The sequence below is a fragment of the Sinorhizobium arboris LMG 14919 genome (assembly GCF_000427465.1).
GTDB classification, from domain to species: Bacteria; Pseudomonadota; Alphaproteobacteria; order Rhizobiales; family Rhizobiaceae; genus Sinorhizobium; species Sinorhizobium arboris.
This window is the reverse complement of the sequence record NZ_ATYB01000014.1, coordinates 977556-997407: the sequence shown is the minus strand read 5'-3', so window position 1 is coordinate 997407 and position 19852 is coordinate 977556. Positions and strand designations below refer to the sequence as shown.

20 protein-coding genes are annotated in these 19852 nt (G+C 62.5%); 7 read left to right on the top strand and 13 right to left on the bottom strand.

The genetic code is table 11. The features are described 5' to 3' along the window. The first annotated feature begins 83 nt into the window (after window positions 1-83). A complete protein-coding gene (locus SINAR_RS0115845) occupies window positions 84-590 on the top strand; it encodes an outer membrane protein assembly factor BamE (RefSeq protein ID WP_028000016.1) in 507 nt (168 codons plus the stop codon). A gap of 152 nt (window positions 591-742) precedes the next feature. Here the strand turns inward: SINAR_RS0115845 and SINAR_RS0115840 are convergent, their stop codons facing one another. The 4 genes from SINAR_RS0115840 to ribH all read right to left on the bottom strand — a co-directional run bounded on the left by SINAR_RS0115840 (window position 743) and on the right by ribH (window position 5250). Beyond that, on the bottom strand, window positions 743-2878 hold the full coding sequence (locus tag SINAR_RS0115840; RefSeq protein ID WP_028000015.1) for a sodium-translocating pyrophosphatase: 2136 nt from the start codon (window positions 2876-2878) through the stop codon (window positions 743-745). A 198-nt stretch (window positions 2879-3076) separates the two neighbouring features. Then, entirely contained in the window at window positions 3077-4303 is a 1227-nt protein-coding gene (locus SINAR_RS0115835) for an MFS transporter (RefSeq protein ID WP_028000014.1), read from the bottom strand. A gap of 6 nt (window positions 4304-4309) precedes the next feature. Beyond that, the gene (gene nusB / locus SINAR_RS0115830) at window positions 4310-4792 is read right to left on the bottom strand and encodes a transcription antitermination factor NusB (protein ID WP_028000013.1); all 483 of its coding nucleotides are present in this window, start codon (window positions 4790-4792) and stop codon (window positions 4310-4312) included. Further along, window positions 4789-5250 carry a 6,7-dimethyl-8-ribityllumazine synthase gene (gene ribH, locus SINAR_RS0115825; RefSeq protein WP_028000012.1) on the bottom strand — a complete coding sequence of 154 codons (462 nt, stop codon included), beginning with the start codon at window positions 5248-5250 and terminating at the stop codon, window positions 4789-4791. The genes nusB and ribH overlap by 4 nt, the downstream gene beginning before the upstream one ends. Window positions 5251-5499: 249 nt before the next feature. On the opposite strand from ribH, the gene SINAR_RS0115820 reads away from it, so the two are divergent. Then, entirely contained in the window at window positions 5500-6003 is a 504-nt protein-coding gene (locus SINAR_RS0115820) for a cupin domain-containing protein (protein WP_028000011.1), read from the top strand. A 36-nt stretch (window positions 6004-6039) separates the two neighbouring features. Then, window positions 6040-6582 (top strand): GNAT family N-acetyltransferase, encoded by a 543-nt coding sequence (locus SINAR_RS0115815; protein ID WP_028000010.1) that lies wholly within the window; start codon window positions 6040-6042, stop codon window positions 6580-6582. A gap of 114 nt (window positions 6583-6696) precedes the next feature. On the opposite strand, the gene SINAR_RS0115810 is transcribed toward SINAR_RS0115815, so the two are convergent. From SINAR_RS0115810 to SINAR_RS0115780, 7 genes are all read right to left on the bottom strand, one after another. Beyond that, window positions 6697-7317, bottom strand: coding sequence for a riboflavin synthase (locus tag SINAR_RS0115810; protein WP_028000009.1), 621 nt, complete (start codon window positions 7315-7317; stop codon window positions 6697-6699). Next, entirely contained in the window at window positions 7318-8523 is a 1206-nt protein-coding gene (ribD, locus tag SINAR_RS0115805; protein WP_028000008.1) for a bifunctional diaminohydroxyphosphoribosylaminopyrimidine deaminase/5-amino-6-(5-phosphoribosylamino)uracil reductase RibD, read from the bottom strand. A gap of 17 nt (window positions 8524-8540) precedes the next feature. Continuing rightward, window positions 8541-9014: a transcriptional regulator NrdR gene (gene nrdR, locus SINAR_RS0115800; protein ID WP_028000007.1), complete on the bottom strand. Its 474-nt coding sequence runs from the start codon at window positions 9012-9014 to the stop codon at window positions 8541-8543. 12 nt (window positions 9015-9026) lie between these two features. Continuing rightward, on the bottom strand, window positions 9027-10322 hold the full coding sequence (glyA, locus tag SINAR_RS0115795) for a serine hydroxymethyltransferase (protein WP_028000006.1): 1296 nt from the start codon (window positions 10320-10322) through the stop codon (window positions 9027-9029). A gap of 183 nt (window positions 10323-10505) precedes the next feature. Further along, entirely contained in the window at window positions 10506-11837 is a 1332-nt protein-coding gene (locus tag SINAR_RS0115790; RefSeq protein ID WP_028000005.1) for a L,D-transpeptidase family protein, read from the bottom strand. Between the two features lie 421 nt (window positions 11838-12258). Continuing rightward, window positions 12259-12771: a transcriptional regulator LdtR gene (gene ldtR, locus SINAR_RS0115785; RefSeq protein WP_028000004.1), complete on the bottom strand. Its 513-nt coding sequence runs from the start codon at window positions 12769-12771 to the stop codon at window positions 12259-12261. A gap of 130 nt (window positions 12772-12901) precedes the next feature. Further along, complete coding sequence (locus SINAR_RS0115780; RefSeq protein WP_028000003.1) at window positions 12902-13339, bottom strand: DUF6163 family protein; 438 nt, start codon at window positions 13337-13339, stop codon at window positions 12902-12904. 177 nt (window positions 13340-13516) lie between these two features. On the opposite strand from SINAR_RS0115780, the gene hemB reads away from it, so the two are divergent. The 4 genes from hemB to SINAR_RS0115760 all read left to right on the top strand — a co-directional run bounded on the left by hemB (window position 13517) and on the right by SINAR_RS0115760 (window position 16852). After that, the gene (hemB, locus tag SINAR_RS0115775; protein ID WP_028000002.1) at window positions 13517-14530 is read left to right on the top strand and encodes a porphobilinogen synthase; all 1014 of its coding nucleotides are present in this window, start codon (window positions 13517-13519) and stop codon (window positions 14528-14530) included. 80 nt (window positions 14531-14610) lie between these two features. Beyond that, a complete protein-coding gene (locus SINAR_RS0115770) occupies window positions 14611-15075 on the top strand; it encodes an RDD family protein (RefSeq protein ID WP_003529322.1) in 465 nt (154 codons plus the stop codon). Between the two features lie 95 nt (window positions 15076-15170). After that, on the top strand, window positions 15171-15950 hold the full coding sequence (locus SINAR_RS0115765; RefSeq protein ID WP_028000001.1) for an arginyltransferase: 780 nt from the start codon (window positions 15171-15173) through the stop codon (window positions 15948-15950). Window positions 15951-15952: 2 nt separating this feature from the next. Then, the gene (locus tag SINAR_RS0115760) at window positions 15953-16852 is read left to right on the top strand and encodes a DMT family transporter (protein ID WP_028000000.1); all 900 of its coding nucleotides are present in this window, start codon (window positions 15953-15955) and stop codon (window positions 16850-16852) included. 35 nt (window positions 16853-16887) lie between these two features. Here SINAR_RS0115760 and SINAR_RS0115755 read toward each other — a convergent pair whose 3' ends face one another. Both SINAR_RS0115755 and parC read right to left on the bottom strand, forming a co-directional pair. Continuing rightward, the gene (locus SINAR_RS0115755; protein ID WP_027999999.1) at window positions 16888-17226 is read right to left on the bottom strand and encodes an ArsR/SmtB family transcription factor; all 339 of its coding nucleotides are present in this window, start codon (window positions 17224-17226) and stop codon (window positions 16888-16890) included. A gap of 158 nt (window positions 17227-17384) precedes the next feature. Next, complete coding sequence (parC, locus tag SINAR_RS0115750; RefSeq protein ID WP_027999998.1) at window positions 17385-19661, bottom strand: DNA topoisomerase IV subunit A; 2277 nt, start codon at window positions 19659-19661, stop codon at window positions 17385-17387. Between the last annotated feature and the right edge of the window lie 191 nt (window positions 19662-19852).

The following is a 19852-nucleotide window of genomic DNA, read 5'->3' as shown; positions in this document are numbered from 1 at the left end:
GCATGATAGCCGAAGCTGGTTTACCGAAGCGGGCACGAATTGCAATGGCCGATCTGCCAATCGATACTCCAGGGGAGCAGTCCTTGACGAAGCGGTATTTGACGACAAACCTCAAAGTACTGGGCCGTGCCGTGCTCGTGGCTTCCCTTTGTACTACCGCCCTTTCCGCCTGTATGTCCGCGAATGTGGGTGAAGTCCTGCATCAGGGCTATGTCGTCGATCAGGAAACGCTGGCGCTCGTGCCGGTCGGATCGAGCCGCGAGCAGGTACTGCTCTCGCTCGGTACGCCTTCGACGACCGCGACATTCGACAATGAAGTGTTCTATTACATCTCCCAGACCCGCAAGCGGCCGGTCGCCTTCATGAAGCCGAAGATCATCGATCAGTCGATCCTGGCCGTCTATTTCGACAAGGAAGGCACCGTCAGCCAGCTTGCGCACTACACGATGAAGGACGGGAAGGTCTTCGATATGCTGTCGCGCACGACGCCGACCGGCGGCAAGGAAACGAGCTTCCTCGGTCAGCTCCTGAGCGGCCCGGGCGCAGGACAGGCCGCCGCGCGCAATCTGTTCAAGGACTTCGGCAAGTAACCGAACCGCAGCCGGTCGGCATAGGGGCTTCGCTCGCCATGACCAGCTCGTGGCGGGACTTCCACCCGCAGGAATGCGCCCATGCCGGGCGCACAAGGAAAAAGGCCCGCGAGACTTTGTCCCGCGGGCCTTCTGCGTGTAAGGAGCCTGCCTCAGGCGAGAACGGCGAGCAGGAGAAGCGCCACGATGTTGGTGATCTTGATCGCGGGGTTGACCGCCGGACCGGCCGTATCCTTGTAGGGATCGCCGACGGTGTCGCCCGTCACCGAGGCCTTGTGCGCGTCGGATCCCTTCATGTGACGCATGCCGTTGCGATCGACGAACCCGTCCTCGAAACTCTTCTTCGCATTGTCCCAGGCACCGCCGCCGGACGTCATCGAGATGGCCACGAAAAGACCGTTGACGATAACGCCGAGGAGCGAGGCACCGAGCGCCGCGAAAGCCGAGGCCTTGGAGCCGGAGATCAGCAGCACGCCGAAATAGACGACGACCGGCGCCAGCACCGGCAGCAGAGACGGGATGATCATCTCGCGGATCGCCGCCTTCGTCAGCATGTCGACGGCCCGCCCGTAATCCGGCCGGTCCTTGCCTTCCATGATGCCCGGCTTTTCCTTGAACTGACGGCGCACCTCCTCCACGACGGAGCCCCCTGCCCTTCCGACGGCAGTCATCGCGATGCCGCCGAAGAGATAGGGAATAAGGCCGCCGAAGATCAGCCCGGCGACGACGTAGGGATTCGACAGGTCGAAGGAGATCGTCCCTACGTCGAGGAAATAGGGATGCTTGTCGCCATTGGCTGCGAAATAGGCGAGGTCGTTGGAATAGGCGGCGAAGAGCACGAGGGCACCAAGCCCCGCGGAGCCGATCGCGTAGCCCTTCGTCACGGCCTTGGTGGTGTTGCCGACGGCATCCAATGCGTCGGTCGACTTGCGCACCTCCGGCGGCAGATGCGACATCTCGGCGATCCCTCCGGCATTGTCGGTCACGGGTCCGAAGGCGTCCAGCGCCACGATCATGCCGGCAAGGCCGAGCATGGCGGTCACGGCGATGGCGGTCCCGAAGAGGCCGGCGAACTGGTAGGTCGCGATGATGCCGCCGACGATGACGATCGCCGGCAAGGCGGTCGACTCGAGGGACACGGCGAGACCCTGGATCACGTTGGTGCCGTGCCCGGTGACCGAGGCCTGCGCGATCGAGTTCACCGGCCGCTTGTTCGTCCCCGTATAATATTCGGTGATCACCACGATCAGCGCGGTAACGATAAGACCGATGATGCCGCAGAGAAACAGGTTCCAGCCGGTGATGTCCATTCCGGCGACCGATCCGATCGATCCCCACCCGATCGTCAGCGACGTCGCCGCGCCAAGACCAAGGATCGATAGCGCGCCCGTGACGATCAGCCCGCGATAGAGCGCGCCCATGATCGAGCCGTTGGTGCCGAGCCTGACGAAGAAGGTGCCGATGATCGAGGTGATGATGCAGGCCGCGCAGATCGCCAGCGGATAAGTCATGACGGTTGCGAGCAACGGAGCTCCGGCGAAGAAGATAGATGCAAGCACCATCGTCGCCACGACGGAGACCGCATAGGTTTCGAAGAGGTCGGCTGCCATGCCGGCGCAGTCGCCGACATTGTCGCCGACATTGTCGGCGATGGTCGCCGGATTGCGCGGATCGTCCTCGGGAATGCCGGCTTCGACCTTGCCGACGAGGTCGCCGCCGACGTCGGCGCCTTTGGTGAAGATGCCGCCGCCGAGACGGGCGAAGATCGAAATCAGCGATGCCCCGAAACCGAGCGCGACCAGGGCATCGATCACCTCGCGCGAGGCCGCCTCATGCCCGAGCCCTGCGGTGAGTACAAGGTAGTAGACCGAGACGCCAAGGAGGGCGAGGCCGGCCACCAGCATGCCGGTGATGGCGCCGGATTTGAAAGCGATATCGAGACCGGAGGCGAGGCTGACCGACGCGGCCTGAGCCGTACGGACATTGGCTCTGACCGAAACATGCATGCCGATGAAGCCCGCGGCACCCGAGAGCACCGCACCGATAAGGAAACCGATGGCGGCCGCACCTGAAAGCAGAACCCATGCGGCGATGAAGACGACGACACCGACGATGGCGATGGTCGTATACTGACGCGTGAGGTAGGCCTGCGCCCCCTCTCTGATAAAACCTGCGATTTCTTGCATGCGGGCATTCCCCTGATCGGCGGCAAGCACCGATCTCGTCGCCCAGATGGCATAGACCACCGAAAGCAACCCGCATGCGATAACGCCCAACAATATGGTCATTTCGCACTTTCCTCCGTTACAACCTGCGGGCTCACTCCCTGCCGCAGGCCCCTCTCTCCGCGAATCACGCGCCGCCTCCTCAAGCGACGCGTTTTCGCGGCGCGGCCAGAGTGCTGTTGCCGATGTGGATCGTCAAGCCCCTGAAATTGCCCGCATGCGGGCCTTTTCGGGCCGGGAAACTCTGGTGAAAGCGGGTCTTCAGGCGATGGCTTGCTTGCGCGTGCGCATCAGCGGGACAAGGAGAAGCAGGCAAACCCCTGCCACCGGCCATACGGCCGCGCTCAGCATGTCCCAGCCATAGGCGGAGAGCACCTTGCCGGAGGCGAACGAGGAACCAGCGACCGCCGAGAAGAGAATAATGTCGTGAAAGCCCTGGACCTTGTCTGCCTCATGCGGCCGATAACTCTGCGCGACAATCGCCGTCGAACCGATGAAGCCGAAATTCCAGCCGAGGCCGAGCAGGGTCAGTGCACCCCAGAAGTTCCAGAGCGCGACACCAAGGTGAGCCACGGCAGCGCACGCCATCAGCAGGAGGAGGCCGCAGGCGACGATGCGTTCGGCCCCGAAGCGGCTGATCAGCCAGCCTGTCACGAAGCTCGGAGCGAACATCGCAAGCACGTGCCACTGAATTCCGAGGGTTGCGAGATCGCTTGAAAAACCGCAGCCGACAACCATGGCGACAGGCGCACCCGTCATCATGAAGGTCATAAGGACATAGCTCGAAATCCCGCAGATCATACCGGTCAGAAATCGCTGGTTGCCGGCAATCTCGCGCAGCGGGCGCGCCGGAGGCAGATTTTGCGGGGTTGATGCCCGTGAGCGATCAGGCAACCGTAGCGGCATGAAGAAGAACAGCGCGGCGATGCAGACCGGTACGAGAGCGACGAAAGCGCCCGCAAACCACACGGGCGCAAAGTAATCGCCGGCGAGAATGACGATCTGTGGCCCGAGCACCGCCGAGACGATGCCGCCCCCCAGGATCCAGGAAATCGCCTTGGCTTTGTAGAAAGACGGCGACGCGTCGGCTGCGGCAAAGCGGAGCTTCTGCGTGAAGCCGTTGGAAGCTCCGAGGACGGCGAGACCGCAGGCGAAGAACCAGAAGCTCTCCCGAAAAAGCGCCGCCGTGGCGAGCACGCCACCGAACGCGGCAATCGACGCGCCGGCCATGAAGGCGTAGCGCCGGCCGATGAGTCGTGACAACACCGCAACGAGCACCACGCCGAGCGCCATGCCGAGATTGTAGGCGGTGAGCGGCGCGGTCGCGAGCGACTTGTCTTCCCCGAGCAGCTGATGGCCGGCAACGCCGCCGACGGCGAAACTGATCGGGCCGACAACGCCGAGCAGCGCCTGGGCCACGGTGAGCAACTGCACGTTGCGCCGCGCCTCGCGCAGGGTCGTGCCCGCTTCCGTCGTGTCAGCGATCACCCGCGCTTACTTTCTCTGATCGCCGCGAACCTGCTTGGCGATCCGGTCGAGGACGGCATTGACGAGCTTCGGCTCCTCGTCCTGGAAGAAGGCTTTGGCGATCTCGACGTATTCGGTCACGATGACAGGGACCGGCACGTCCTTTCGCTCCAGGATCTCAAAGGTTCCGGCACGCAGGATTGCACGGACGGTGGAATCGAGCCGAGAAAGCGCCCAGTCATCCTGCAACGCCGAGCCGATCAATGGATCGAGTTTGCGCTGGTCCCGCACGACGCCCGCAACGATCGAACGGAACCATGAGGCGTCCGCCCTCAGATAGGTGTCGCCGTCCAATTCCTTGCCGAGGCGGTGCTCCTCGTATTCGGCGACGATCTCCAGGACGCCGGTCCCGCCGACGTCCATCTGATAGAGCGCCTGAACGGCTGCGAGGCGCGCGGCACCGCGCTGGTTGACCTGTTTCAGCGGCTGATCCGAGGGGGTCTTCGTCACTTGTCTGCGCCCAATCTTTTCTTCAGTTCGATCATGGTCAGGGCGGCGCGCGCCGCGAACCCGCCCTTATCGCCTTCCGAGCGGCGGGCCCGTGCCCAGGCCTGCTCGTCGTTCTCGACCGTCAGAATGCCGTTGCCGATCGCGAGGCTCTCGCTGACGGCGAGGTCCATCAGTGCGCGCGAGGACTCGTTGGCGACAATGTCGAAATGATAGGTTTCGCCACGGATCACCATTCCGAGCGCAACGAAGCCGTCATATTCCGCCCCGCCTTCGTCGGCGCCGTCGAGCGCCATGGCGATTGCCGCGGGAATTTCCAGTGCCCCCGGAACGGTCACAATATCATAAGTGGCGCCGGCCGCATCCAGCGCATGCTTCGCTCCGTCGAGCATTGCGTCGGCCATATCGTCATAGAAACGCGCTTCCACAATCAGGATGTGGGCGGGCTTGCTCTTCGCCATGGATCACCTGTCTTGAAAAAATTCGGACCGGCCTTGGCCGGTGCAGGCGGCGGTCAAACCATGCCCGGCACGGAATGGCAAGTAAATTCCGCCGAGCGTGAGCCATTTGCCGTGCCGCAGTCCTCGATATTGGCCTGCTGAATAGCAAACCCGCTTGTAACCCTGTCAACTGTCTCTAATCCTAGGCGCGCCCGGGCCGATTCCAACAAGGCCGTTCCGGGCCTGCGACGCGGCCGGAGGAGGACTGCGATGACGGAAGCAAAAAGGCCCATCGTGAATCTGAAGAAGCTGAAGCTCGAGCACTGGCGCCGCGGTTCGTTTTTCGAATCCAGCGATGCCTCCTTCGGATCGCTTCTCGGTCTCAAGGATCTCGGCATCGGCTACGGCGAGGTTCCGCCCGGCAAATCGGGCTGTCCGTTCCATAATCACCATGTCGAAGAAGAACTGTTCATCATTCTCGAGGGAGAAGGAACGTACCGTTTCGGCAGCGAACGCCATGCGGTCGGACCGGGCGACGTGCTCGGAGCGCCAGCCGGTGGACCCGAAACAGCGCATCACCTCATCAACACCGGCACCGTGCCGCTCAAATACCTGTCCATCTCGACCATGGCGGCGACCGAAATCTGCGAATATCCGGACTCCGGCAAACTCCTGGCCAGGACCCGGCGTCCGGGCGAAAGCCAGGCATCGTTCGACTTCATCGGCCGCGCTGCGTCGAAGGCAGATTACTGGGACGGTGAACCGGGCATCTGAACCCTACTCCTTTCCTGCCAAACAAGCGGAGCGAACATGCATAGCGTGCCCACGATCGAGACCGAGCGGCTTCTTCTGCGCCCTTACAGGCGCGACGATTTCACTCCCTATTGCGCACTCTTCGGCGACGAGGAAATGAACCGCTATACCGGCGGCGTACCCTACACGCGCGAGCAATCCTGGACGCGCTTCCTGCGTCAAGTCGGGATGTGGCATTACTTCGGTTTCGGCTTCTTCGCGATCCAGGACAAGCAAAGCGGTGCCTTCATCGGAGAAGCCGGCTTCCACGAGGCGCATCGCCAGATCACACCCTCGCTCGAAGGAACGATGGAGACGGGCTGGGCGATTTCCCCGAAGAACCATGGCCGCGGCCTGGCGACGGAAGCCGTGACCGCCGCCCTCGCCTGGGCCGACCGTCAGTTTCCGACGCTCAGAAAGACCTGCATCATCGAACCGGGCAACCAGGCTTCAATCAACGTCGCGCTGAAACAGGGCTTCAAGGAATTCTGGCGCACGACCTATAATGGCCGGCCAATGGTCATGTTCGAAAGGCAGGTGAAACGCCGGCAGCCTGACTGAATGCTGCAGCGGGCGCATCGGCGCCTCGTCCGGCCCGTCGGCCGCCTTCTCCCTGCAAGCGGGAAACGAAGGGGACTCGCGGCGCCAGCGATCTTTCGGCTGAACGATCCCGCTTCACTTCTCGCCCGGTACCGGGAATTCCGCCAGCCGCGCTGCGTAGCGCGCCATGGTGTCCACTTCGAAATTGACGAGATCACCAGGCTTGCGTCCGCCCCAGGTCGTCACTTCGAGCGAGTGCCGGATCAACAGCACGTCGAATTCGACGCCATCCACCTTGTTCACGGTGAGTGACGTTCCGTCGAGCGCCACCGAGCCCTTGGGGGCGACGAATCTCGCGAGATGTTCCGGTGCGCGCAGACGGAAGCGCACAGCTTCCCCCTCCGGTTCCACGGCGAGGATCTCCGCTCTGCCGTCGACATGGCCGGAGACGATATGGCCGCCTAATTCGTCGCCGATCTTCAGCGAGCGCTCGAGATTGATGCGCGTGCCCTCCCGCCAGTCGGCGATTGTCGTCAGCCTCAGCGCCTCCTCCCATGCCTCGACCTCGAACCAGCGCTCGTTGCTGCCGGCTTCCGGCAGTGACGTGACGGTCAGGCAGACGCCGGCATGCGCGACGGAGGCACCCAGGTCGATCGTCTTCGGATCGTAATTGGTGGCAATGCGAAGCTTGATGCCTTCCTTGAGGGGCGTGACTTTCTCGACCGTGCCGATGTCGGTGATGATGCCTGTGAACATTCAGATATCTCTCTCGTAGTCTTCGAAAATATCGTCGCCATAACGCGCCGTGCGACGAAGCGTGAAGCCCGCCGGCACGGACGTCCTTTGAAATGGGGATGAAATACCGTTTTCACCAATGGCTTCCGGACCGGTGAAGAGCAGTATCCGGTCCACGACACCGGCATCAAGAAAGGAACGGGCCGCTCGGGCCCCACCCTCCACGAGCAGGGAGGAAATGCCCCTGGACGCAAGTGCAGCCAGGAGGTCGGGGATGGTTTCGGCGTTCAGCAGCTCGGCTCCAGCGGCTTCAAGGGCGTTTCGACGGGCGTTGTAGTCGCCCTCTCCCACCGCCTGCGGCGAGAGGGCTGATCCTCGGGTCAAACCCGAAGAGAGGGGCAAACTGCTCCGCCTCTCATTCGCCCCTCGGGCAGATTCTCCCCATTCGCGGGGAGAATGAAAGCCCGCGTCTCCCGTTACGACGATCAGCGGAACGCGGCGCGCCGTGCGGACCAATTTCGATTCGAGTGGCAGATCGAAGCGGCGGTCGAGCACGATCCGCACAGGGGAACGGTCTTCCAGCCCGTGCATCCGCACGGTGAGTTCGGGATCATCTGCAGCGGCCGTGCCGATACCGACAAGAATCGCGTCAGTCTCGGCCCGCAATATCTGCACCTGGGCGCGCGAAACGTCACCGGTGATCCTCACCTGCCCCTCGCCTCTCCGTCCGATCATGCCATCGGCGGAAACCGCAAGCTTAAGTGTCACATGCGGACGTTTCTTGCGTTGGCGCATGAGGTAGGCCTCGAGTACGCGCTCGCCCTCCTCCTGGAGAATACCGATGTCCACGTCAACGCCGGCGTCGCGGAGCATCACGACGCCGCGGCCGGCTACGCGCTCGTCGGGATCGAGTATGGAAACGACGACGCGGCCGATCCCCGAGGCGATCAGCGCGTCCGCGCAGGGCGGGGTCTTGCCGTGATGCGAGCAGGGTTCGAGGGTGACGTATGCGGTTGCCCCCCTCGCCTTCTCGCCCGCCACCGCAAGCGCCTGCGTCTCCGCGTGCGGGCGCCCGCCCGGCGCCGTCACGGCGGCGCCGACGATCGTCCCCTGTTTGACGAGGATGCAGCCGACGGAAGGGTTGGTGGAAGTCAGGCCGAGATTGCGTCGCGCCAGACGCATCGCCGCCGCCATGAAACGTTCGTCTTCATGCATCGGCTCGCCCATAGCGCTTGCTCTCCGGGTTATTCGCCCGGATCGCGGGCAATCTTGGCGCTTATCTCCGCGATGACCTTCTCGAAATCTTCGGCATGGGAGAAGTCGCGATAGACAGACGCGTAGCGCACGAAGGCGACGTCGTCGAGGCTCTTCAACGCCTCGAGCACCTGAAGACCGATCTCCTCCGAATGGATTTCGGTTTCGCCCGAGCTTTCGAGCCGCCGGACGATGCCCGAGACAGCCCGTTCGATCCGGTCGCGATCCACCGGACGCTTGCGAAGCGCGATCTCGAAGGAGCGCAACAGCTTGTCCCGGTCGAAAGGAACCTTCCGACCGGTCTTCTTGATGATCATCAGCTCACGCAGCTGCACCCGCTCGAAGGTCGTGAAGCGGCCGCCGCAATCAGGGCAGATGCGGCGGCGGCGAATGGCATTCCCGTCCTCTGCCGGACGGGAATCCTTCACCTGACTGTCTTCGGAACCGCAATAGGGGCAGCGCATGCAGCCGTCCGATCACATATAGCCGTACATCGGGAAGCGACCGGTGAGATTCATCACCTTCTCGCGCACGCCACCTTCGACGGCAGCATTGCCCTCGTCGGAGTTGGCAGCCTTGAGACCGTCGAGCACCTCGACGATGAGCTCGCCGATTTCCTTGAACTCCGCTTCCTTGAAGCCGCGGGTCGTGCCGGCCGGTGCGCCGAGGCGAACGCCGGAGGTGACGAAGGGCTTTTCCGGGTCGAAGGGGATGCCGTTCTTGTTGCAGGTGATGAAGGCACGGCCGAGAGCGGCTTCGGCACGCTTGCCTGTCGCGTTCTTCTTGCGCAGGTCGACGAGCATCAGGTGGTTGTCGGTACCGCCCGAGACGATGTCGAGGCCATTGGCCTTCAGCGTTTCGGCGAGCGTGCGGGCGTTCTTGACGACCTGGGCCGCATACTCCCTGAAGGAGGGCTGCAGCGCTTCCCCGAAAGCAACCGCCTTGGCTGCAATCACGTGCATCAGCGGTCCGCCCTGGAGGCCGGGGAAGACGGCAGAGTTGATCTTCTTGGCGATTTCCTCGTCATTGGTGAGGACCATGCCGCCGCGGGGCCCGCGCAGAGACTTGTGGGTGGTCGTCGTTGCGACGTGGCAGTGCGGGAACGGCGACGGGTGCTGTCCGCCGGCCACGAGACCGGCGATGTGCGCCATGTCGACCATCAGCCATGCGCCCACCTCGTCGGCGATCTCGCGGAAGCGCTTCCAGTCCCAGATGCGGGAATAGGCCGTACCACCGGCGATGATCAGCTTGGGCTTGTGCGTGCGCGCCTTGTTGGCGACGTCGTCCATGTCGAGGAGGTGATCGTCTTCGCGCACGCCGTAGGAAACGACGTTGAACCACTTGCCCGACATGTTGACCGGGGAACCGTGGGTCAGGTGACCGCCGGAATTGAGGTCGAGGCCCATGAAGGTATCGCCCGGCTGCAGCAGGGCCAGGAAGACCGCCTGGTTCATCTGCGAGCCCGAATTCGGCTGGACGTTGGCGAAGTTGACGCCGAAGAGCTTCTTCGCGCGCTCGATCGCAAGTTCCTCGGCGATATCGACATACTGGCAGCCGCCGTAATAGCGCTTGCCCGGATAACCCTCGGCGTATTTGTTCGTCATGATCGAACCTTGCGCCTCGAGCACGGCCCGCGAAACGATGTTCTCGGAAGCAATCAGTTCGATCTCATGGCGCTGGCGCCCCAGCTCCTTCTCGATCGCACCGAAAATCTCCGGATCGCTGTCGGCGAGAGAGCGGGTGAAGAAAGCGTCGTTGGTCTGTGAAAGCATCGGCTCGAGGCTCCTCTGAAGGGTGGCTGTTCTTTAGCTTCCTCGCACGCGGAGAGCAATATCCGCTATGCGGATTGCGTCATTTCCGCCATCCGCCGCGCCGGGTGCGAGCAGCCGCCCCCAATCGAAAGGGCCGCGCGTTCGATGAACGCGCGGCCCTTGATGAGGAATGCGGCATTTGGCCTATTGCGGCAGGGCGTCCGCGTCGATGGGACCGGCAGACTGCTCGATCCCCGTCGTCGTCTGCAGCGCGAGTTCGGCTGCGCCGTCCCGGCGATAGATATCGTCGCGGAACTGGACCACGCGATCCTTCGCCGACCATGCCGTAACGTAGGTGAAATAGACCGGGACTTCTTCGGCAAGCCTGATCGGCGTGTTCACGCCGGACTTGATCGTCGCCTCGATCTGCTGGCGCGACCAGCCGGGCGTCTCCTTCAAGAGCCAGGTGGAAAGGTCGCGCACGTTCTGGACGCGCACGCAGCCCGAGGATTCGAAGCGCATCAGCTTGTTGAACAGGCCCTGCTGCGGCGTGTCGTGCATGTAGACGGCATGCTCGTTGTGGAAGTTGATCTTCGTCGAGGACATCGCGTTGATCTTGCCGGGATCCTGACGGAACATCAGGTTCGGCGCCTTTTCAGCCTGCCAGTCGACCGTTTCCGGCGACACTTCGTTGCCGTTGCCGTCGAAAAGGCGGATCGCATTGCGCTCCAGATAGGTCGGATCCTTGCGCATCAGCGGCATGATGTCCTTCTGGATGATCGAGCGCGGCGCGGTCCAGTAGGGATTGAGAATGACCTCGTAGATCTTGGAATTGAGGATCGGCGACTGCCGGTCGATCTTGCCGACGATGGCCGTATGGCGCAGGACGACGCGCCCGTTCTCCACCGCCTCGATATAGGCTGCAGGGATGTTGACCATGACATAGCGCCGGCCGAGGTCACCCGACATGGATTGAAGCCGCACGAGATTTGTTTCGAGTTGGGCCAGCCGGGTCGCGGCGTCGACGTTCAGCGCCTTCAGGGTATATTCGCCGATCACGCCGTCTGCGGGCAGCCCATGGCGCGCCTGAAAGCGCTTGACCGCGCCGTCGACATAGGAGTCGAAGGAAGAGGAAATACCCGCGGACTGCGGCAGATCGCCTGAAATCATCAGTCGTCGACGCAACTGCTGGACGGACGGATCGGTGACGCCGAGTTCGAGCCTCCGGGTGCTGGCAGGCGTAACCATCGGCCAGCCGCCCGCGGCTGCGATCTGCTGATAATCCAAGATCGCCTGCTGCAGGTGCGCGATCGTTTCGGGCCCGAAAACCGGAGTATTGGAAAGAACTGCCGTCGCGGTACGCGAAGCTTTTGCGTCGAACTGATCGTCCCAGGAGCCGCGGCGCGGCGAATTGATGATTTCGTTCAGTGCATCCTGGGCGCTGGCGGCACCCGCCCATGCGGCGGCCCCGAAGGTTGCGGCCGAACGCAGAAATGCGCGGCGCGAGAAAGCATCAATTCCGTTCTTTTTCGACATAGTCCCACCGTCTCAATGCGCCAGAAGCGCGCTGCCCGAGCCCTAAAGCGCATCGCGCGATGCGCTTTACGTCTTTGCATTCATGCAAGTCGCTTCCCAAAACCTATCTGCGCTTTTGGGCGACATGCATTAGCACGGTCGTGGTTAACAAAGGTAAACCCGCCTGCCACCCGGCCCTCAAATCGCTTCACGTTGCCGCGAACAAGAGCCGCCCCGGCAGGCGAGCCGCGAAGCGGACTTCCGCCGCGTCAACGCAATTGCGCACCTGCCACACCCGAGCGTCGCTGTCACAGCAATATGGCCAATTCGTGTCTCCGCGCAGCCGGCAGGTCGCAGCGCAACAACCAAATGGCGTAAAACGCCGCAAAGGTCGGACACGCAGGGATTGCGCCCGACCCTTGAGACTGGAGGTGACGGTTGACTACAGCCGATAAAGGATCTGATCGTTCCAGAAGCGGTCGAGACGCTGCAGCAGCTTGTTCATCTGCGTGAATTCGTCGCTGCCGATACCACCGACCTTCTGGATCGAACCGATATGGCGCTCGTAAAGCTTGGCGACGGTTTCGGCGATCTCCTGCCCCTCTTCCGTCAGGCTGATGCGAACCGAACGTCGGTCGACACGGGAACGCTGATGGTTGATCAGACCGAGATCGACGAGCTTCTTGACGTTGTAGGAAACATTCGAGCCGAGATAATAGCCGCGGGAGCGAAGTTCGCCGGCCGTCAGCTCGGAGTTGCCGATATTGAAGAGCAGGAGCGCCTGAACCGCATTGACGTCGCTGCGGCCCTGGCGGTCGAATTCGTCCTTGATGACGTCGAGCAAGCGGCGATGCAGACGCTCGACCAGGTGGAGGGATTCCATGTAGAGACCACGGATGGTTTCTTCCTGCGGGTCTCTGGGCGCAATAACCTGCGGCTTCATCTTGGTGTTCATTTTCGTGCCTCACTGTTTCGTTTGGCGGTGTCTCTTTGTCTTCCCGCCTTGAGTGAGACCCTATCGAATACGTATAAAATTCTACTTAAACCGCAGCCTTAACATGTACTTACCGAGGGCCAGGCCTGTCTCAGGGTGAATCAACCCTTACCTTCCGCACTTGGCGCAGCCGCTGATAAAGCAGCGCGGCGCGGGAAAGAATGAATGTGACGGCAACGGATCCGTGGAGCGCGATCAGCAATGGGCGGTGGCCAAATATGCCGGGATAGAACTTGTCCATTGCGATCTCCGTCGCGGCGGCAACCACCCAGACGACCGGGCCCCAGGAGACCAGAAGCCATAGTCCTATGGCGGCAACCGGATAGACGACCGCCAGGGCCGTGGCGGCCGCGCGCCACTCCGCCGACAGAAGATCGAACCGGCCGGCGCCGTTATGGGAAAAGCCGATCAGCATGGCCCAATAGTTCAATGCGAACCAGAAGCAGGACGCGGCAACCAGGCGCAGGAACCAGGCGAAGAGCACCTCGGTGAGCGACGGTTTCGGCACATGAACAGAATCATGAAGCATGGCCGGCAAGATAGGCCGTCCGCCGGCGAACCACCAGCACGAAGGACGGGAAAGCGCCGCGATGCACTCGACGAGCGGAAGAAATGCCGCATCCCACCGCGGGCAATTCGGGTTTCAACCCCTAAAGGCGCGTGATAAACCGCCTTCGAGCACGAGTAGGAAAAAGGACGCGGCGCGATGAACGACAGGACAAATCTTGTGGACAGGATCACCGGACATCGCCGCATGCGCCGCAATCGCAAGGCGGACTGGACGCGCCGCCTGGTGCAGGAGAACCGGCTCACCGTGGACGACCTGATTTGGCCGATCTTCGTCGTGCCCGGCACCGGTGTCGTCGAGCCGATCGATGCGATGCCGGGTGTCAGCCGCATGAGCGTCGACAAGGCGGTCGAGGCAGCGAAGGAGGCGGCCGGCCTCGGCATCCCGGCCATCGCCACCTTTCCCAATGTCGATATGGCGCTTCGCGACGAGACCGGATCGAACAGCCTCGAGGCCGACAATCTGATCAATCAGGCGACGCGGGCGATAAAAAAGGCCGTACCCGGCATCGGGATCATCACCGATGTGGCGCTCGATCCGTTCACCAGCCACGGCCACGACGGCATCCTGCGCGGCGGCGAGATCGTCAACGACGAGACGGTGGAAGCGATTGCCAGGGCGGCGGTCATTCAGGCCGATGCCGGTTCCGACATCATCGCACCCTCCGATATGATGGACGGGCGGATCGGCGCCATCCGCGAGGCACTCGACGCGGCCGGCCATCAGAATGTCGGTATCATGTCCTATGCGACGAAATTCGCCTCCGCCTTCTATGGCCCGTATCGCGAGGCGATCGGCACCGGCGGGCTGCTCAAGGGCGACAAGAAGACCTATTACATCGATCCGTCGAACGGCACGGAGGCGATCCGCGATGCGGCACTCGACGTGGAGGAAGGCGCGGACATGCTGATGGTGAAGCCCGGCCTGCCCTATCTCGATATTTGCTGGCGGGTGAAGGAAGCCTTCGGCCTGCCGGTCTTCGCCTATCAGGTTTCCGGCGAGTACGCGCAGATCAAGGCGGCGGCGGCCAATGGCTGGATCGACGGCGAGCGGGTGATGCTGGAGACACTGCTGGCCTTCAAGCGGGCCGGCTGCGACGGGATCGTCAGCTACTTCGCCGTCGACGTGGCACGTATCCTCGCCAAGCGCTAAAAACGGGCGACCGCACCGACGCATTGTTTTACCGCATTCGCTCCCCATATTCTGGGTGGATAGCAATCTGAGGCACGCGCATGAGCATGCATAATGAAGAATTGAGGCTTCCGAGCGAGGATTGGCGCGCCTACCAGGGCGTCCTGTCGCGCAGGATATTCGCCTTCATCATCGATTACCTGATCGTCGCGCTGCTGTGGATCCCGGCGGCCGTCGTGGTTTTCTTCCTCGGCATCCTGACGCTCGGCCTCGGCTTTCTCCTTTACCCGGTCCTCTTCGCCCTGGTGGCGATGCTCTATTTCGGGCTGACCGTCGGCGGCCGCGAGCAGGCATCACCCGGCATGAGGATCATGGGCGTGGCGATCGCCCGGACGGACGGCCGCCCGATGGATTTCCTGACGGCAATCGTCCATCTGGCGATATTCTGGATCGCCAACGCGCTGCTGACGCCGCTCATCCTGCTGATCGGCCTGTTCACCGACCGTGGCCGCCTGCTCCACGATCTGCTGATCGGCACAGTCGCCGTTCGGCGCGACATGTACTGACGGCGCCGTTACGCCGAACGAGTGTGTTGACGTTTTTCATTCTTCGGCCATGCTATTACGATGAGCAACCGCACGAAGAGTGATCCCCGCGCTCGATGAACACGCAGACAGCACCGTCTCCTCAGTTCTACCTGACCGCACCGGCAGCCTGCCCCTATTTGCCGAACCAGATGGAACGGAAGGTATTCACCCACATGGTGGGAGAGCGGGCACCGGAGCTCAACGACCTGCTGACGCAGGGCGGCTTCCGCCGCTCGCAGAACATCGCCTACCGCCCCGCCTGCGAGACTTGCCGGGCGTGCATTTCGGTACGCATTCTGGCCAACGAATTCGTACCGACACGATCCATGCGTCGCGTGCTCGCGGCCAACGGCGACATCGTCTCCGCCGAATATCCGGCCGAGCCGTCGAGCGAGCAGTACAATCTCTTCCGACGCTATCTCGACTGTCGCCATCAGAAGGGCGGCATGTCCGACATGTCGGTGCTCGACTATGCGATGATGGTCGAGGATACGCATGTGCACACGAAGATCATCGAGTATCGGTTGCGGGTCGAAGGCGACGGCATCAGCGACAAGGCGCGAGGTCCCCTCATCGCCACCGCCTTGACGGACCGAATGAGCGATGGTCTGTCCATGGTCTATTCCTTTTTCGATCCGGCTCTCTCCGAGCGATCTCTCGGCACCTACATGATTCTGGATCATATCCGCCGGGCGAAGGAACGCGGCCTGCCGCATGTCTATCTCGGCTACTGGGTCAGGGGATCGCGCAAAATGGGGTATAAGACAAAGTTTTTGCCGCAAGAGCACCTTATGGCCCGCGGCTGGGAGCGCTATTCTGGCGAGCACGATTCCACCAAACCCGCCACGGATTGAAATTGACGCCCTCCACTGACGCCGCCCGGCACCGGCGCGGCCTTGCCATTACCGGCCTCGGCGGCCTTGCGCTCTCCTTCGACATCCCGCTGATCCGGTCAGCAGATGGCGAGGTCTGGTCCATCCTCGCCGTGCGCAGCCTCTCGACCTTTCTTGCCGCGCTCGCCATATGGGTGGTGATCAACCGCCTGCTCGGCCGCCGTGTGGCCCTGATTCCCGGCAAGGCCGGCCTGATCGCGGGGCTCTTCTACGGCATCAACTCGTTTACTTTCCTGCTCGCCGTGTTCAATACGTCGACGGCGAACGTTGTCTTCATCCTGGCGTTCACTTCGACGTTCGCGGCAATCCTCTCCTGGATATTCCTCAAGGAGCGCCCCTCCAACGCCACTTTCCTGACAATGGCGGTCATGGTCGTCGGTGTCGGTGTGATCGTCAGCGACGGGCTCGAAAGCGGACACCTTTTCGGTGATGCGATGGCTGCTTGCTCGGCCTTCCTGCTCGCAAGCGCGATCACGATCAGCCGCGCCAGCGGCCGCGACATGTCGCTCGTGCCGCTGACGACGGCGATCTTCCCGGCAATTGCCGGCTTCATGCTCTTGCCGCCCGGCGGCCTGTCGATCGCCGAACCGGCCTACATCCTCTTCAACGGGCTGGTGATGATCCCGCTTGCCTTCTTCTGTCTGGCGACGGGGCCGCGCTACCTTTCCGCACCGGAGGTCGGCATGTTTTATCTGCTGGAGACCATTCTTGCGCCGATCTGGGTGTGGATCGTCTTTGCCGAAACGCCAACGAGCCGAACGCTTCTCGGCGGTACGATCCTCATTCTCGCTTTGCTCGGCCATTCGCTTTGGCAGACGCGGATGAAGGCGGCGAGGATCGCGTGTGCGGAGCTCCCGAGCTGACCGGCACGCGATCGCATCCCGTCCATGCGGCATCGTTATCGCTGTTCGGGCGACCCGTCGTCCCTGGAAGATTCCTGCATCTGCGACTGCATCGCCCAAAGCTCGCGATTGGTGTCGATCCACTCCGCGGCAATCTCGAGCGGCGCGGGATCGGCTTTGACGAGTTCCTTCCCGCCCTTCCACCGCCGCGCGATCAGTCCCGCCGTCTCCAGAACGGCCAAATGACCGGCAAGGACATCCTGCCCGATGCCGACGGCTGCAGCGATACCCGCCGCGGGCGTCTCGCCGGCGAAGAGGACTTCGAATATGCGGCGCCGCGTCGGGTCGGCGAGCGCCAGCAACGTGTCGTCAAGAGCCGAGGCCATCGCGTTCATCTCGCCGGCGCATGGTCGCTCAAATCAGGGCCGATTTGAGGAAACATGCAGGAGATCAGGGAATTACAGCGACTTTCAGGATAACGAAGACATCCGCCTGCGCCATCCACGAACATTGATCCACGGACGCGCCGCGCTTGCAAGCCCGGAGTCTCCAATCAGCCGCTGAACTTGCCGCTCCTTGGAAAGCCTTTCGGCACGACCCTGCCCGCGCCGGCGCGATCACCCATCCACTCTATCAGCTCGTCCTTGGTCTTGGCGAAGACCCGTCCGGCGCTGTCTTCCCAGGTGAGACCTTCCGCGATCGCGAAAGAGCGGATATCGGAAACGCCGCCATCCTTGTAGCGCTGCAGCCGCACGCCCTTGCCGCGCGCCATTTCCGGAACCTGGACCAGCGGGAAGACGAGCATCTTGCGGTTCTCGCCGACGACGGCGAGATGATCGCCCTTGACCGGAACGACGAGCTTGGCTTCGTCGGGCATGGTGACGTTCATCACCTGTTTGCCCTTGCGCGTGTTGGCGACGATGTCGCTCTCGGTGACGACGAAACCATTGCCTGCCGTGGACGAGACGATGAGCTTGCGCGCCGGATCATGCACGAAGGCGGTCAGCACGTCCTGGTCGTTCTCCATATCGACCATGATGCGCAGGGGTTCGCCGTGGCCGCGCCCGCCGGGCAGCTTGTCGCCGCCAAGCGTGTAGACCTTCCCGCCCGTCGTGAAGATGAGGATCTTGTCGGTGGTCTGGGCAGGGAACGATACTTTCAGGCCGTCGCCGTCCTTGAACTGGAGCGAAGACGTATCTGCGATGTGCCCCTTCAGGGCCCGGATCCAGCCTTTCTCGGAGATGACCACGGTGATCGGTTCTTTTTCGATCATCGCCTGCTGGATGGCTTCGACATCCGCCTCGGGCGCGTCGGCGAAGGTGCTGCGGCGTTTGCCGAGCTCGGTCGCCTTGGCGAATTTCTTCTTGACCTCGCCGATCTCCCACGCAACCGCCTGCCACTGCTTGTCGTCCGAAGCGAGCAGTGCCTCGATTTCCGACTTTTCCTTCGACAGCGCGTCGAACTCGGTACGAATTTCGAACTCTTCGAGCTTGCGCAGCGAGCGCAGTCGCATGTTGAGGATCGCTTCGGCCTGAACATCGGTGAGCGTGAAGCGCTCGATCATCACCGCCTTCGGCTCATCCTCCTCGCGGATGATGCGGATGACCTCGTCGATATTGAGATAGGCGATGAGATAGCCGCCGAGAATCTCGAGCCGCCGCTCGATCGCTGCAAGCCGGTGGCGCGAGCGGCGCTGCAGGACCTCGCGGCGGTGCGCCAGCCATTCGCTGAGCACCTCGTTGAGCGCCATGACGCGCGGTACGCGGCCCATCGAGAGCACATTCATGTTCAGCGGAATGCGGCTCTCGAGCTCGGTAAGCTTGAAGAGCGATTCCATGAGAATATTGGCGTCGACCGAGCGGCTCTTGGGCACGAGCACGACGCGGACGTCCTCGGCCGATTCGTCTCTGATATCCTCGAGCAGCGGCAGTTTGCGCGCGATCAGCAACTCGGCGATCTTTTCGATCAGGCGCGACTTCTGGACCTGATAGGGAATTTCGGTGACGACGATCTGGAAGCCGCCGCGTCCAAGATCTTCCACCGCCCAGCGCGCCCGGACCCTGAATCCCCCACGGCCGGTGCGATAGGATTCGATCATGCTGGCGCGGCTCTCGACGATCACGCCTCCGGTCGGGAAATCCGGACCTTCGATGCCCCCGCGCTGCGGATTGGCCGGGTCGAACAGCAGCTCCTCCACTGTCGCATTCGGATGCTTGATGAGATGGAGCGCCGCGTCGCAGAGTTCATGCGCATTGTGCGGCGGAATGGAGGTCGCCATGCCAACGGCGATGCCGGAAGCGCCATTGGCCAGCAGGTTCGGGAAGGCGCCGGGAAGCACGGTGGGCTCCTGGTCCTCCTCGTTATAGGTTGGACGGAAGTCGACCGCATCCTGATCGATGCCCTCCAGGAGAAGGGCGGCGACGTCGGTCATCTTCGCTTCCGTGTAACGGTAGGCGGCGGCATTATCGCCATCGATATTGCCGAAGTTGCCCTGACCGTCGACGACCGGATAGCGCTGGGAAAAATCCTGCGCAAGGCGCACCAGCGCATCATAGACCGACTGGTCGCCATGCGGATGGAACTTACCGATGACGTCGCCGACGATACGGGCGCATTTCTTGAATGAGGAATTGGGCCGCAGGCCCATCTCGCTCATGGCGTGAATGATCCGGCGATGGACCGGCTTCAGGCCGTCGCGGACATCCGGCAACGCGCGATGCATGATGGTCGACAGTGCGTAGGCGAGATAACGCTCTTCCAGCGCCGCCTTCAGGTCAACCGGCTGAATGTTGTCGTCCCCGCCAGACGGCGGCAAAAGGCTTTGTCCCATGCATCCTTGCTACCTCAACCGGCGCCAGACGGCAAGAATTCCGGGCTATGCCACTGTGGAGAACGTCATCGGCGGCCGGTCCCTGCCCCGTATCGATCGAAAGGATAAGCGTCCCAGAGGGGAAAAGCCGGTTTGCACTTGGCGGAGGAACTGCGCTTGCGTATCGTCCGGTCACGGTCGACGCATCGGGT